Origin of the sequence: Acetobacter sp. P5B1 (assembly GCF_018811985.1) — a bacterium.
GTDB classification, from domain to species: Bacteria; Pseudomonadota; Alphaproteobacteria; order Acetobacterales; family Acetobacteraceae; genus Acetobacter; species Acetobacter cerevisiae.
Window position 1 is genome coordinate 193695 of the sequence record NZ_JACRVS010000007.1, and the last position, 14889, is coordinate 208583.

Genomic DNA, 14889 nt, shown 5'->3' on the forward strand with positions numbered 1-14889 from the left:
CTGCATTCTCCCGAAGCAGACCGCCTGTGTTATGCAGACGCATGTTTCGTATCCGCTTTCTCCCCTGTCTGTTTTTCTCCAGCTGCTTTGCGGGTCTCGCCGCACCTTTAGGTGTTCGTGCTGAGACGGCCCGACCAGTTTCGGCCCCGGCTCCCTCCGGCGCTGTTCTGGAAAAAGTCCTGCTGATCTCCCGGCATGGTATTCGCAGCCCGACCAAACCACTCGCCGCGCTGGAAAAAAAGACTGGCCGCGCATGGTCTGGCTGGCCCGTGCCTCCGGGAGAACTGACGGACCATGGCCGGGCTAATCTGGCCCTCATGGGGCAGTTTCTCCAAAGCTGGTATGCGCCCCTTCTCCCGCAGACTTCCGCCCCCTGCGCCTCAGCCAAAGCCGTTTTTGTCTGGGCTGATTCTGCGGATACCCGCACGCGCCAAAGTGGTGACATTCTGAGCCACGCCTTAACGCAGGGCTGCACCAGCACAGCGCATAGTCTACCTGCTGGCCAGCATGATCCGTTGTTCAATGCGCTGGCCGCCGGACAGGCTCATCTTGACCCACAGCGCGTCATGCCGCCCCTCACCCGCGCGTTCCAACAGGACATCCCCCCGGACAGCCCCGAGGCGCAGGCGGCTTCTGCCTTGCAGGCCGTGTTTGGGCCCAACGGATGCCAAAAGCGGAAAGGACCATGCTTTTCTGCTCCCACTGTCCTTTCCTGGAAGAAAGGCCTGCCTCATGCGACAGGCGGCCTTAACCTGAGCGCCTCCACGGCGGAAAACCTCCTACTGGAATACGAGCAAGGCCTGCCTTCCACGGTTTTTGCCAGCTCACAGATAGCGACGGACAACGATGCCGCCAGAACCCGCCAGCTTCTGGCCGCTGTGCTGCCCGCCCATGCCCTGCAAAGTGACAGGCTAAGACGCCTTCCGGCACTGGCCGTGCCTCGCGGGCATATTCTTGCTGAAACGCTCCTTACCGCTCTGGCAGAGCAACCCGTTTCACTCCCTGACAGCTCTGCGCTTCCGGCGTCGGCGCGGCTGATCCTGTTTGCCGGACATGACACAACGCTGGACATGCTGGCCACGCTCTTCGGGCTGGACTGGTCCTTCCCTGACCAGCCTGACCGCACCGCACCAGATACCACGCTGGCCTTTGAACTCTGGCGGTTACCGGATGGGCAAAAAGACGTGCGTTTCCGTGTGTTCCACCAGTCTCTGGAGCAGTTACGGCAGGCGCAGCCCATGAGCAGTCAGACCGGGCAAGGCGCGCCCCTGCTGCTCCACAGCCGGTTTTGCCCGAACACCGCGCAGGCGGCCTGCACGCTGGATGACCTGACCCTTAGTGTGAATAAGCTCAAAGAACAGGATTTATGATTTCTTAAAGAAGAAGCCATAAAAGCTGCCGAAGGCCTGCGCCATGCGGCCTGTTAATTAAAAGATTTTCGTCCGTTCCAAAAAATGCCAGAATTGGGCGCTTAACACGTGTCCAATTTCTAACAAGAGTGTTTGTCATGAGCTTCAAAAAAGCGTCTCTCATCCTTCTCCCGGCGCTTCTGCTGGCAGCCTGCGCAGAAACACCGATGGGCCCGACCGCCATGGTTCTTCCCGGCCCCGGCAAGGACTACGCCACCTTCCAGCAGGAACAGAATTTCTGCCGGTCTCAGGCCACTGCCGCTGTGCAGGGGCAGGCGGGCAGCCAGAACCGTAAGGCTCTTTATGGCGGTCTGGCTGCAACCGCTCTGGGCGCTGGTCTGGGTGCTGCGGCTGGCGGTGGTGCAGGGGCTGGCATTGGTGCCGGGGCTGGTGCTCTGGGTGGCGCGCTGGGTGGGGGTGCCTATTCCAACAGCCAGAACGGCGGCATTCAGACCCAGTACAACAATGCCTATGTTCAGTGCATGGTCGCTTACAAGAACGTCCTGCCCCGCTAAAAACGGCAGACGTTCGCTTTACGCTGTGCATTCAGGTGGCTCGCTTCGGCGGGCCACTTTTTTATGAAAAACCCACATTTTCCCGTGCGCCCCGCAGTGCAAAAACTCTTGCCACACCTGAGCCAGAGGTTGATGCTCCGCTGCATGAGCGCCTTTCCTTCTCCCCCCCGTATTGCCGCCCTTGTTCTGGCGGGCGGTACCGGCTCCCGCATGGGCGGGTGTGACAAACCCCTTCTTCCCCTGTCCAAAACACAGACAGTGCTGGATTACGTGCTGGCGGCACTCCGTCCCCATTGCGCTGCTCTTGCCCTCAGCGCCAATGGTGACGCCTCCCGCTTTGCGGCATGGAACCTGCCGGTTCTGCCCGATACGCAGGCGGACATGGGGCCTCTGGCTGGCATTCTGGAAGGTTTGCGCTGGGCGGAAAGCCAGAACTGCTCTGTTCTGATAACCGTGCCCGGCGATACCCCTTTTATCCCGGCGGACCTGCCACAACTCCTGCTCCCGGCTCCCGCTGTCGCGGTGTCGGACAATCGGCAGCATCATCTGGTCGCCAGCTGGCCCACTGCGTGCCGCCCTGCGTTGGAAGACTGGCTGAAGCAGCCCGACCATAAAGACAAACTGCGCATCCGCTGTTTTGCTGCGACCTTAGGCGTGCGGGATGTTGTCTTCCCTGCGCACACGCCCGACCTGTTTTTCAACATCAACACACCCGATGAGTATGTCTATGCCCGCAAACTGGTCCATGAAGGCCTGAGCCATGTCTGATTTTGTCATGACCCGCTGGCCTGTCGAGCGTTTTACGGAAGAGGGTACCGAAGCCACTACTCTGGCCATTGCTGAGGAAACCCCGATCGGCTTTGTTTATAACAGCGTGCCTTATGCTGTGATGATGGGAACACTTCAGGATCTTGAAGATTACGCCTACGGGTTTTCCATTACGGAACGCCTTGTATCCAACGCAGCCTCCATCCGCGCCGTGCGGACGGAGATTGGGGAAGATGGCGTCACGCTCTCACTTGATATTGCCGGAGAAGACTTTCGCCGCCTCCTTCAGTCCCGCCGCGCCATGACGGGCCGGACAGGCTGTGGCGTGTGTGGCAGTGAAGACCTGAAAAGCCTCCATACCGCCCTTCCCGCAGTGCCTGTCATGCCACCGGTGCCGCTATCCGCCATCCGGCAGGCCCTAAAGACTCTGGCCGACCATCAAACGCTGAATGCGCAGGTGCATATGGTGCATGGTGCGGCGTGGTGTGGGCCAGATGGTAGTATTCACATGATACGCGAAGATGTGGGCCGCCATAACGCGCTGGATAAATTGATTGGTGCCGGGCTTCGTCAAAATGTCTGCTTTGCAGAAGGATTTTGCCTGATTACCAGCCGATGCTCGTTCGAGATGGTGCAAAAAGCCATTCTGGCAGGCTTTTCCACACTGGTCGCCATTTCCGCCCCCACCACGCGCGCCTTGCGTCTGGCACAAGAAGCGGGCCTGACCATTGTGGCGCTGGCGCGGCGATCTTCTCAACATCTGTTTACAGGGGCTGTTGGCTAAAACGTCTTAATTAGACAGCCTATTTTAACCTGCTCCACTCCGGAACACAGCACCATGTAAAAACCCCTTTCAGGCAAACCTGGAAGGGGTTTTTTATTATCGAATCAAGAAAACCATCCCGAAAAGAGACCCGGTCAGGCTTCCCTCAGCACGGTATCAGACCTCAGCTTAGAAGCCTGCCTGAATACGGGCAGCAACGGAGTTACCCGTGCGACCGTAAATGTTGGTTGCCTGCTCGCTACGAGACACAATGAAGTGGCTGTAATCGAGCATGAGGCGGAAGTGACGGTTCGGATACCAGTTCAGCCCCCCCGTCCAGACCGTCTGCTGACCACCACGGATCACGTTCTTGGCGTTTGCATCGTTCAGGCGGCTATTGAGGTCGATCACACTGTAATGGCCGACAACTTCCAGCGCACCCCAATGGTTGCGAGCGGGATCAAATTCCTCAGCTTCCGGAACACCCGGCGCACCGAAGGCCCCTTCTTTTTCGTTATACAGACGCGGGTTGCCGAACAACGTATAGGCGGCAGACCCATACCAGCCCTGGAAGCCAGCAGACTTCAGGCCCGGCGCATCACGCTGAACACCAACGTGATAGTATTCGCCTTTCACAATCAGGCGCTTCCAGCGGACACCCAGTTCCGGACCAGCCGCCCAGACCTGTGCGGCGTTGCTAATCCCACCTGTTGCGGCAAGGTTGGCTTCCCCAATGTCGAACTCAGGACGTTGACCGAAAGAGGTGGAGCGAGAGCAGGACGTCGCTGACGTAGAGTTACACGCCAGACGGAATGCAGAAATACCGGATGCCCCCATGTGGACATCCCAGTCTTTTGTGGCAACCGGACGGCCTGCAACACGCAGCGTCGCACCTGTCTGGCTATCCATGGTGGTGCCGCTGCCGCCACCGTAATAGGTGCTGCTCATATCAGAGGCGTTACGGTGACCCCATTCCTGACCAGTGAAATACCCTGCAATCCACCAGCGTTTTTCATAATGAAGACCACCAACACTGAAGCGGGCATCACCTGCGGCGATGTTACGCACCATGTCGGTGATGCTCGGACGTTCGAGCGTGAAGAAGTCGTTCGAGCTTTCGGAATCTTCTTCCGTCACACGCGGCTGGAAGTAACCGACCGTCAGGATGGTGTTGTGCAGACCGGTGTAGTTCAGGTTGCCTTCATACAGGCCAACATACCCGTCGTTATGGTTGGCACCGAAGTCCGGCGTAACAGCAGCAACCCAGTTTTTATAGCGGAAGGTAAACGGAATACGCAGACGGCGCATGTTGGTGGTAAAGCTGTTGAACGCCCCACGCCCTTCACCCGCACGCGGCCCGGAATTGAAGAACCCACCGAAATCTTCATGAAAGGCCAGACCGATAGAGAGGCCGTAAGCCCCATCTTCAGACGCTACCGTAAAGCGGCCTTTCGGGAAACCGACGATCATGCCGCCGACATGCACGTTCTCATCACTCTTCGTGGCAGCACGGAAAGATTTCCAGGACATAACGTCGCCGCGGTCAGACGTCGGCGTGCCAGAGTTAGCCAGATGGATGCGGGTAGAGGATGCTGCCGGTTCGTTAAACTGCACGCTCGGATCAACCGGACCCGATGCGATCTCATGATGGCTGGTGGCGCGACCGCCATGAGCTGATGCGGTGCTCACCCGGTCCTGTCTGCGGGAAATATTTTCGGTCTTGGCCAGCCGACTTTTCAGCGTGGTGATCTGCCCCATCATCTCTTTGCGCATCTGCGCCATTTCAAGGCGGAGAGCCCGGATCTGTGCGTCGTCAGAAGATGATGCCATTGCAACAGGGGCCGCGCCACCCATCAGAAAAGACGCAAAAGCCAGAGATGAAATAACCGGTTTACAGCGCATCATTGCCATTCCAGAGGAGAGAAGATGAACGCTGAATATCCCGCCGAACGTCTTTTGTGCGTGATGGTTTCGTGATGCTTTCGTTACAGTTCTATGACAAAAAAGGCGGGCTGAATGATTCAGCCCGCCTCTTCTATAAAAAGCCTTTTTCAAGAAAAAATTCTCAAAAAGACTTCTGAAAAGTTTTTATATAATATCAGGATTCTTATTTTGCGCTCTTCCATGCAGACAGAATGCTGGTCTTCACAGACTGCGGCAGAGCCACATAGTCCAGCTTCTGCGCCGTGGCATCACCCTTTTCAAACGCCCAGCTGAAGAACGTGCGAACGGCTTCCCCACGCGCAGCATTTTTCGGGGCAACCGGGGTCAGCACGTATGTCGCAGAAACGATCGGCCATGCGCCCTTACCCTGCGTGTCCAGCAGATTGACCGCGAAGTGAGAGGCATGCTGCCAGTCGGCGGCTTCTGCGGCGTGCGCAAAGCTCGTCTGGTTTGCAGCAACATCTTCACCCGCACGGTTGTGCAGTTTGACAGTCGTCAGGTGGTTACGGCTGGCATAGGCATATTCAACGTAGCCAATAGCGCCTTCCGTGTTCTGCACGGTTGCTGCCACGCCATCGTTCCCACGAGCACCCAGACCACCGGGCCAGGAGATGGACGTGCTGGCCCCCAGAGAATCGTGCCAGGATGAGGAAGAACCAGCCAGATAGGAGGTAAATACGAATGTAGTGCCCGAACCGTCTGCACGATGCACCGGGGCCACCGGCATGTCCGGCAGGGTCACACCCGGGTTCAGGGCAGCGATTTTCGGGTCATTCCATTCCGTGATCTCACCGGAATAAATACCAGCCAGCACAGCACCGCTCAGGCGCAGCGTGTCAGCTTTCATACCCGGAATATTAATAACGGGCACAATGCCGCCCATCACGGTCGGAAACTGAAAAAGACCGGCAGATTCAATTTTTTTTGCATCCATCGGCGCATCGGATGCCCCGAAATCAACCGTTCCTGCCAGAACCTGATTCTGCCCGGCGCTGGAGCCAACGCTCTGATAGTTTACCGTAACACCTGCGGCGGTTTTWGCTGTCTCACCCCAGGCTTCGTAAATCGGGGCGGCAAAGCTGGAACCTGCGCCCGTGACGCTTTCAGCCCGGGAGACGCTCGGCAGTGCCGCGGTTAGGCACGTTGCAGCAAGCAGACACAGAGCAGGCCTGAAGGAAAGACGCATTTCGGTTTTATCCCTGGACATCATAAATAACGACGCAACTCGCCACGTCGGGGACAACCCTTAACGGGTTTACTGCCTTCGGGGGATGACATGTTGAAGACTGTTTTATGAAGATTTTATGACACCCGCAGAGGTAACACATGGTAGCCAGATTTTGCAGGTTGTGCCCTTCCCCACAGTACTTTCCACCACAAAACGCCCCCCATGCCGGGTGACGACATGCTGGACAATGGCCAGCCCCAGCCCGCTCCCCTGCACCGTGGCCGCCGTTTTGGGCACACGGTAGAAATGCTCTGTCAGCCGGGGCAGATGGCGCGCTGCAATCCCCGGCCCGTTGTCTGCCACGCTTAACACCACGCCCGGTACGGCAGGCCAGCGCGGGTCAGGCGGCGCAAGCGCGCAGGACACCGTTACCTGCAAGGCAGACGGAGCACCTGCTGCATCCGGCAGGGTGCCGTATTTGAAAGCATTTTCAATCAGATTAATCAGAACCTGCACAAGCTGACTGGTATCTGCCGCAACGCATAAGGCAGGATCAGACACTGGCTGGATCGTCAGTTTTGCCTTTTTCAGGCGGAACAGCGCCTGAGACTCGGCCTTCAGACGGACAAACAAATCCTTCAGCGCCACCGAGCCACGCGGGCGCTGATGTTCCACACGCTGCACACGGGACAGATAGAGCAGATCATCCAGCAAATGCTGCATCCGCTTGCCCTGTGCGGCCATGATGCCAAGAAACTCCTGCTGGGCTTCCGGGTCATCCGCCGCCGGGCCTTGCAGCGTTTCCACAAACCCCATCAGCGCGGCAAGCGGCGTGCGCAGTTCGTGGCTGGCATAGGCCACAAAGTCCGTATGCTGGCGCTCGGTATTGTCTGCTTCCGTTTCATCACACAGCGCGACAAAAACCAGCGCATGCTGCGAGCGATCCGACGAGACACTCCCGCCTCGCGCTCCTGCAAATAGCGAGGCAGGAAGAACATGCTGCTGAAAACGGGCCTGAATCACCCGGTGATGCGGAACATCCAGCACAATGCGGGCTGTTTCTGAACAAACAGCTGTGTCCAGACTTTTTTCAACCAGCCGGTCCAGCGCTGTCTGAAAAGCCGGATGGCGCTTGATACTCCCCAGATTGTCTTCAAAAATCCGATACGCTTCCGGCGAGGCGTAATGCAGCCGCCGTTCCTCATCCAGCACCATTGTAGCGGCAGGCAGACAGGCCATGACCTGTTCAACCCCTTCCGGCACAGCTGTTCTGGAAGAAGCGGGACTTTCTTCCTGATGGTAGCTCGGAATCTCTACTTTTTCGGGGCGCAGGCGGGCCGCCAGCAAGCTGGCTGTCAGCCCGCTGCCGACCAGTATGCCCGCAACAGCAACGAGTGCCTCATGCATCATCAGGCACTCCGTTGCGCCAGAACGGCCTCAGTCCTGTGGCATATCAAGCGCATATCCCCGGGCACGGACGGTTCTGATCAGGTCTTTCTCATCCCCTGCGTTCAGCGTTTGCCGCAGCCGTCTGATATGCACATCCACTGTGCGGAGTTCTACACAGGAGCTGCGCTCCCATGCCTGTTCCAGCAGTTCCTCGCGCGAGAAAACCTGACCGGGATGCGTCATCAGGAATTCCAGAAGCCGGTATTCCGTCGGCCCCAGCGGCAGAAGCCGCCCGTTGCGTTCCACCTTATGGGCCACACGGTCCAGCACGAGGGAGTCAAACTTCAGCACGTTGCCTGAGGGCGGCAGCCGACGCAGCATGGCCTTGACCCGCGCAAAGAGCGTTTCCATGCCGAAGGGCTTGATCAGATAATCATCCGCACCAATTTCCAGCCCCCGCACGCTATCAGTCTCCTGCCCGCGCGCGCTGAGCATAATGATGGGTATGGACTTGGTTTTTGGCTGTTCTCTTAACTGCCGGCAGACTTCCAGCCCGGAAATACCGGGGAGCATCCAGTCCAGCAGGACCAGATCAGGCGTACGGCGGCTAATCTGGTCAAGGGCCGTATGGCCATCTCCGGCCAGGCGCACATCGTAGCCCTGTTTTTCCAGATTATAGCAGATCAACCGGGAGAGTGCCGGGTCATCCTCAACAACGAGAACGCTTGCATTGTGTGTCATGAGCATCCCATAGCGGTTCGCGGCGCAGGATAAGCTGGAGGCCATAGAAAAAACAACCAGTGTCATAAAAGTTACACACTTTACGACCCTTGTTCGGGAAGCTCTTCTGGCTTGCAAAATCCTTCTATGCAAAGGGCAGAATTCTGGATTATGGAGCGCTCAGGAGCTGGACCGGCAATTGTGCCGGATGCACCTCCAGGAAACGCTCGCATGAGTATTTTTCGCACTCTTCTGCCGCAAACCTGCAGAAGCTTTCACCTGTCCCTGAGCACGCGCCTTCAGACCCTCCAGAGCCAGATCTCCCGCTCCTTCTCGGAACGCGGGCTGCTTGAACTGGGTATGCTGGAAGGCATCTGCACGACGCTGGAAAACAAGGCGCAGAAGGAGCGTATTCGTGCGCTTTATCCTGCCGCCAGTGTTTTTGGCGTGTTTGCCGAGGGCGACACGGCCACGGCCATGCAGCAGAATCCGCTGAGCCGCTAATCCCGCCGCTCAGCGCAGCAGCACAAAAAATCTCATCTGTGTTCCTCTTGGGATCGTGACCATTTTTGCCAGATGGTCACGCAGGAGGAGACATGTTTGTCGCGCAAGCATGCAGGCCAACCAACAGGCTACTGAATGAAGAAACAAAAAGACCCGCCTTATGGTCCTTTAAAAAGGCCCCAAGGCGGGTCTGAACAGCGTCCAAAGACGGATGTTTAATCAGTCTTCAAACGGGTCGCGCATCAGGATGGTGTCATCACGGTCCGGGCTGGTGGACAGCAGGGTGACGGGTGCGCCAACCAACTCTTCAATCCGCCGCACATATTTGATCGCCTGTGCCGGAAGATCCGCCCAGCGGCGTGCGCCGTGCGTGGTTTCTTTCCAGCCTTCCATGGTTTCAAAAATCGGCTTGATGCGCGCCTGTGCCGCTGGAGAGGACGGGAACCGGTCGGTCTTTTCGCCGTCCAGCTCATAGCCTACGCAGACGCAGATTTCATCCAGACCATCCAGCACGTCCAGCTTGGTGAGAGCCAGACCATTGACGCCACCCACACGCACAGCGTGACGCACCAGAATGGCATCAAACCAGCCACAGCGGCGCGGGCGACCGGTTACGGTGCCAAATTCATGCCCGCGTTCACCAATCTTGCGGCCAATATCGTCAAACAGTTCGGTCGGGAACGGTCCCTCACCCACGCGGGTGCAATAGGCTTTGGCAATGCCCAGCACGAACCCGGCAGCGTTCGGCCCCATGCCAGCACCCGTGCCAGCATTAGCGGCAACCGTGTTGGAGCTGGTGACGAACGGATACGTCCCGTGGTCCACATCCAGCATGACGGCCTGAGCGCCTTCAAACAGGATACGGCGGCCACCGCGACGGGCATCGTCCAGAATGTCCCATGTGGGGGCCATGAACGGCAGAACCTTGGGGGCAATGTCCGTCAGGAAGGCCATCAGGTCTTCCTTCTTGAACGTGTCTGCACCCAGACCGGCCAGCAGCGTGTTGTGGTGCAGCAGCAGCTCGTCCAGCTTCCAGTCCAGCGTTTCCTGCTCGGCCAGATCACACAGACGGATAGCGCGGCGGGCCACCTTGTCTTCATACGCCGGGCCAATGCCACGGCCTGTGGTACCAATTTTACGGTCGCCACGGGCAGCTTCACGCGCGCGGTCCAGCGCACCATGCACCGGCAGGATCAGGGGGGCGTTTTCTGCAATCTTCAGGGTGTCCGGGGTCACTTTCAGGCCCTGTTCCTGAATACGGCCAATTTCCGCCAGCAAAGCCTGCGGGTCGACCACCACGCCGTTGCCGATAATGCCCAGCTTGCCGCTCACCACGCCAGAGGGCAGCAGAGAAAGCTTGTAAACCTGATTGCCAACAACCAGCGTGTGCCCGGCATTGTGGCCGCCCTGAAAGCGCACAACAATGTCTGCCCGGCTGGCCAGCCAGTCTACAATTTTACCTTTGCCTTCATCGCCCCACTGGGCGCCGATCACCGTGACGTTGGACATAAACGGTCTGCTCCTGGAAAATCTGCCTGAAAACCCTGCCGAGAGGCCAACCCGCCCCTCTGCCGCACGTGGTCAGTCAAGCTTTGTGCACGTTGCACCAGAAAGAATGTGGCTGCACCCCAAACGCAGCGCCTCGGCCCGGTCATGCTCCGGGCCTGTGAGGTGGGGGGTGCCGGATGGCAGGGCGGCCAGCGTGGCATGCCCTTCGGCCCGCAGACGGGCCGCAACCTGTGCGTCCGCATCGGGGGCAAGATAAATGCGCTGGCGGGCCTGCGCTGGCGGAATGGTGCGGAACAGCACATCCGGCCGGAAGGTCAGGCCACAGGCTGGTTCATTATCACTGGAGAGATAACGGCCACCGCGCCCGAGTTCTTCCGCACGGCCCACGGCAAACACCGTCACGCACACGCCGGTATGATATTTCCAGCCCCGGAATTCGACCGGATCAACCGTCAACCGCAGGCCGGGGTTGGCTTTACGCAGGGCTGCAACTGTTGCAGCAAGGCGCTCACTAAAGGCGCGGGCCCGTGGCGGCAGGCTGATATGGGCGAGCTGCTCCAGCGCCTGTTCAGCAGGGCCAGCGGCGCGCAGCAGAGCAATCAGCGTGTCAGACAGCGCCCCACCCAGTTCCGCGACAGCCGCCGCATCCTTGCGGTCCAGCGCGCGCATCAGAACAGGGCGGACACTGGCGGAAATATTGGCTTCTTCCAGCAGAGCAGGAACCAGCGGCGGCATGGTAAGGTCAAACGAGACCTCCGGCACACCCAGCTGGGCCAGCGCTTCTGCCCCGACGGACATCACTTCCGCATCCGCCTGCGGGCTATCCGGGCCGATCAGCTCGATCCCGGCCTGCATGATCTGCCGGCCGCTTTCTTCCGCCGCCGCAGGCATCACCACCACGCAGGCCCCGGCATAGGACACGCGCAGGGGCCGCGCCGCAGCGCCCAGCCGAGTCGCCGCCATACGGGCAATCTGGGGGGTGATATCAGGCCGCAGGACCATCATCTTGCGGGTATCCGGGTCCATCACGCGGAAGCTCTGGTCTGCCAGAGTCGCGCCGGACCCTGCCAGCAATGTGTCTTCAAACTCCATGAGCGGCGGCCGCACACGGTCGTACCCGTGCGAGGCGAATACGCCCATAAGTGTCGCAACCCCTTCTGCCTCGGTCCGGGCATCGGGGGTCAGGAGGTCTACAAAGCCAGCCGGGAGCAAAGCCGGGCTAAAGGGCGGGTCATCCGTCATGCTTCGGCCTATAGCACTGCACGCCGCGCCCGTCATGCCCGCAAACCTGCACTTTTTTAACGGTTCTCACCCCTGCGGGACGCCGGGCAGCGTCTCCCACCCCGGCCCGATGACCGTAATGACCCTTCTGCCCATGCCATCGGCCCGGAGAACGATGATGTTCTGGTCTTCCAGCCATTCCACCAGTCGGCGGGCGCGGCCTTGCGAGACGGTGCCGTACACACGCGCAATTTCCGCGTCCGACGGGCACGGCAGGCGGCCAATGGCGGCCCGCGCCAGAAACAGGAAAACGGATTGCAGATCTTCCGGCAGGGCATTGGCCAGCCCCTCCGCCTGCTGCCAGTCCGGCGAGGCCGACATATCCTCACTTACGCCACTCCGCGCCGTAGCCAGAGCGCGATTAAAGGCCTTGAGGTCCAGCGCATTGCGCCCCAGCCCAGCGATACGGCAGCGCACCAGAAAATCCTGATACAGCACGGCGGAAGCCCGGAAGGAGGTTTCATCATCCGTCAGCATATCGCGCAGGATGGCGTTCATGCGGGCTTCACGCTCGGCCTGATCTTCCGGCGGTTCTTCCTGCTGCTGTTCTTCCTGCGAAGCAGCGGCCTGCGCCTCGCCGTGGGCGGCAAGCTGGGTCAGCAGATCAGGCTGCGGCGTAGCAGGCGCTTTTCTGGGGCGGGCCACAAAGTCTGAAACCGGTACCGGGGCCAGAATCAGATCGTGCACCGGGGCAGACGGCGGCTCGAACGGCGTCAGCACCGGCCCGGCAGAGCGGCTTTCTGTCTCCACCGTGCCAATCCGCACAGGCGTCGGCCTGCGGCACATGGCCGGGCCAAGAGCGACAAAGGTGCCGCGCGCCAGATCCCGAAAGGCTTCGGCCTGCCGGCGTTCCATGCCCAGCAGGTCCGCTGCGCGGGCCATGTCGATATCCAGAAAGGTCCGGCCCATCAGAAAGTTGGAGGCTTCCGCCGCCACGTTCTTGGCCAGTTTGGCCAGACGCTGCGTGGCAATAATGCCCGCCAGACCACGTTTACGGCCACGGCACATCAGGTTTGTCATGGCCCCTAGCGAAGCGCGACGCGCTTCATCCGAGACCTCACCCGCAGCAGCAGGTGCAAACAGCTGGGCCTCATCCACCACAACCAGCACGGGATACCAATATTCTCTCGGGGCCTCGAACATACCGCCCAGAAAGGCTGCGGCCCATTTCATCTGCTGGTCCGCATCCAGACCTTCCAGATTGAGCACTACAGAGGCGCGGTGCATGCGCATCCGCTCCCCGGCGGCATGAAGCGCCATGTCTGAACATTCCGCGCCATCAATTACCAGATGACCGAATTTTTCCGCCAGACTGACAAAGTCACCTTCCGGGTCGATAATCGCCTGCTGCACCATGCGAGCGGACTGCTCCAGCAGACGCCGCAGCAGGTGCGATTTCCCGGACCCGGAATTGCCCTGCACCAGAAGCCGGGTGGCCAGAAGTTCGGCAAGGTCCATGCGTGCCGGGCCACCCCCCGGCACATCACCCATCACGATCATGTTGCTGCTCATAGGGGCATCCGATACCGCTCCGGATGGGTGTCCCGCAACCATGCAAGCGCCCCTTCTGCCGCACCGCGTCCGGTTGCAAGGCATGCGTGCAGCAAATAGCCCCCGGTTGGGGCCTCCCAGTTCAGCATTTCTCCCGCCACAAAAACGCCGGGCAGCGCGCGCAGCATCAGCCTTTCGTCACAGGCGCTTTGCTCAACGCCACCGGCTGTAGAAATAGCGCGGGCCAGTGGCTCCGGCGCTGTCAGCCGCACCGGCAGCGCCTTTAATCGAGCCGCCAGAGCAGCGGTGGAGGTCGGCACAGGACCAGCCTCCCGCAGCAAGGCCACAGCAACAGGCGGCAGACGGAGGGCTTTACGCAGTTTGTTGGACAGGCTTTCACGCGGACGCACAGCAGCCAGCCGCTTTGTCAGGTCTTCTACAAAGAGATCGGGCCGCAGGTCACACAAAAGGTCCGCCGTGCCATGCTGAGCCAGGTGCTCCCGCAATGGCGCAGACAGAGCGTAAAGTGCGCCGCCTTCCAACCCGGAAGCCGTCACCACAAGTTCCCCTCGCACGGTGCGGCCCTCAAAAGTCAGAGCCACCGGCTTGAGCGGGGTTCCGGCAAACCGTTCCCTCACAGCCGCTGACCATGCCACCTGAAACCCGCAGTTGGCTGGGCGCAGAACTGAGACGGCAACGCCGCGCTGTTCCAGCAGAGCGGCCCAACCGCCATCACTCCCCAGACGCGGCCAGCTTGCCCCGCCGAGCGCCAGAATGACGGCATCGGGTTGAGAAAACAGTGGGACATCAGGTTGTTGTAGGGGACCAACCTGAGGCGATGTCCCCGACTTTTCCGTGCGGCCCAGAGTGGCAGACGTGGCCATGCCCTGCGGCGTCTGCGGCCCCGGCCCCGGCCCCGGCTCTGCCGTCCCGGACTGCGGCTGAACATTGGCATGAGGCTGCGAAAACGTCAGATGCCCCGCAGCATCCCAGCCCGTCCAACGAACACGGGTGTGCAGGGTGACGCCCTGCTCACGCAGCCGGGCCAGCCAGGCGCGCAGCAGGGGAGACGCCTTCATCGCGCGGGGGAAAATGCGGCCAGACGAGCCGACAAAGCTCTCCTGCCCCAGCCCGTCCATCCACTGCCGGATCTGCTCCGTAGTCCACGCCTGCAGAAAAGGCGCAAGCCAGGGCGCGGCCTCGGCATAACGGGGCAGAAATTTTTCCGGGGGTTCAGAATGGGTGATGTTCAGGCCGCCGCGCCCGGCCATCAGAAATTTGCGGCCAAGGCTGGGCATAGCCTCCACAACCTGCACAACGCAGCCTGCGGCAGAAAGAACCTCGGCGGCGGCCAGTCCAGCTGGACCGCCGCCGATAACAACAACACGAAACGGGTTGGTCATGCCTGTGGGACAGAACGCAGAGCAG

Annotated in this window: 13 protein-coding genes; 5 read left to right on the forward strand and 8 right to left on the reverse strand. The window is 60.0% G+C overall.

What is annotated here, in order from left to right:
• The first annotated feature begins 41 nt into the window (after window positions 1-41).
• From KP703_RS06830 to fdhD, 4 genes are all read left to right on the forward strand, one after another.
• Complete coding sequence (locus KP703_RS06830) at window positions 42-1370, forward strand: histidine-type phosphatase (RefSeq protein WP_215754253.1); 1329 nt, start codon at window positions 42-44, stop codon at window positions 1368-1370.
• Between the two features lie 137 nt (window positions 1371-1507).
• Complete coding sequence (locus KP703_RS06835) at window positions 1508-1924, forward strand: glycine zipper family protein (protein ID WP_215754254.1); 417 nt, start codon at window positions 1508-1510, stop codon at window positions 1922-1924.
• A gap of 144 nt (window positions 1925-2068) precedes the next feature.
• Window positions 2069-2692 (forward strand): molybdenum cofactor guanylyltransferase, encoded by a 624-nt coding sequence (locus KP703_RS06840; protein WP_215754255.1) that lies wholly within the window; start codon window positions 2069-2071, stop codon window positions 2690-2692.
• Entirely contained in the window at window positions 2685-3476 is a 792-nt protein-coding gene (gene fdhD, locus KP703_RS06845; protein WP_252353888.1) for a formate dehydrogenase accessory sulfurtransferase FdhD, read from the forward strand. Before KP703_RS06840 ends, fdhD begins: the two co-directional genes overlap by 8 nt.
• 168 nt (window positions 3477-3644) lie before the next feature.
• On the opposite strand, the gene KP703_RS06850 is transcribed toward fdhD, so the two are convergent.
• The 4 genes from KP703_RS06850 to phoB all read right to left on the reverse strand — a co-directional run bounded on the left by KP703_RS06850 (window position 3645) and on the right by phoB (window position 8697).
• Window positions 3645-5366: an OprO/OprP family phosphate-selective porin gene (locus KP703_RS06850; RefSeq protein WP_062142052.1), complete on the reverse strand. Its 1722-nt coding sequence runs from the start codon at window positions 5364-5366 to the stop codon at window positions 3645-3647.
• Between the two features lie 196 nt (window positions 5367-5562).
• Entirely contained in the window at window positions 5563-6585 is a 1023-nt protein-coding gene (gene pstS / locus KP703_RS06855; protein ID WP_156474661.1) for a phosphate ABC transporter substrate-binding protein PstS, read from the reverse strand.
• A gap of 105 nt (window positions 6586-6690) precedes the next feature.
• Window positions 6691-7977 carry a cell wall metabolism sensor histidine kinase WalK gene (locus KP703_RS06860; protein WP_215754256.1) on the reverse strand — a complete coding sequence of 429 codons (1287 nt, stop codon included), beginning with the start codon at window positions 7975-7977 and terminating at the stop codon, window positions 6691-6693.
• Window positions 7978-8004: 27 nt separating this feature from the next.
• A complete protein-coding gene (gene phoB, locus KP703_RS06865; protein ID WP_062142072.1) occupies window positions 8005-8697 on the reverse strand; it encodes a phosphate regulon transcriptional regulator PhoB in 693 nt (230 codons plus the stop codon).
• A gap of 210 nt (window positions 8698-8907) precedes the next feature.
• Between phoB and KP703_RS06870 the strand changes: the two genes are divergently transcribed.
• Window positions 8908-9180, forward strand: a complete 273-nt coding sequence (locus tag KP703_RS06870; protein WP_215754257.1) for a hypothetical protein — start codon at window positions 8908-8910, stop codon at window positions 9178-9180.
• A gap of 219 nt (window positions 9181-9399) precedes the next feature.
• On the opposite strand, the gene KP703_RS06875 is transcribed toward KP703_RS06870, so the two are convergent.
• From KP703_RS06875 to KP703_RS06890, 4 genes are all read right to left on the reverse strand, one after another.
• Window positions 9400-10689, reverse strand: a complete 1290-nt coding sequence (locus tag KP703_RS06875) for an adenylosuccinate synthase (RefSeq protein WP_215754258.1) — start codon at window positions 10687-10689, stop codon at window positions 9400-9402.
• Window positions 10690-10761: 72 nt separating this feature from the next.
• Window positions 10762-11967 carry an ATP phosphoribosyltransferase regulatory subunit gene (locus KP703_RS06880; protein WP_215754259.1) on the reverse strand — a complete coding sequence of 402 codons (1206 nt, stop codon included), beginning with the start codon at window positions 11965-11967 and terminating at the stop codon, window positions 10762-10764.
• Between the two features lie 30 nt (window positions 11968-11997).
• Window positions 11998-13482, reverse strand: a complete 1485-nt coding sequence (locus KP703_RS06885) for an ATP-binding protein (RefSeq protein WP_052403863.1) — start codon at window positions 13480-13482, stop codon at window positions 11998-12000.
• The gene (locus KP703_RS06890) at window positions 13479-14864 is read right to left on the reverse strand and encodes a TIGR03862 family flavoprotein (RefSeq protein ID WP_215754260.1); all 1386 of its coding nucleotides are present in this window, start codon (window positions 14862-14864) and stop codon (window positions 13479-13481) included. The genes KP703_RS06885 and KP703_RS06890 overlap by 4 nt, the downstream gene beginning before the upstream one ends.
• Window positions 14865-14889: the final 25 nt, after the last annotated feature.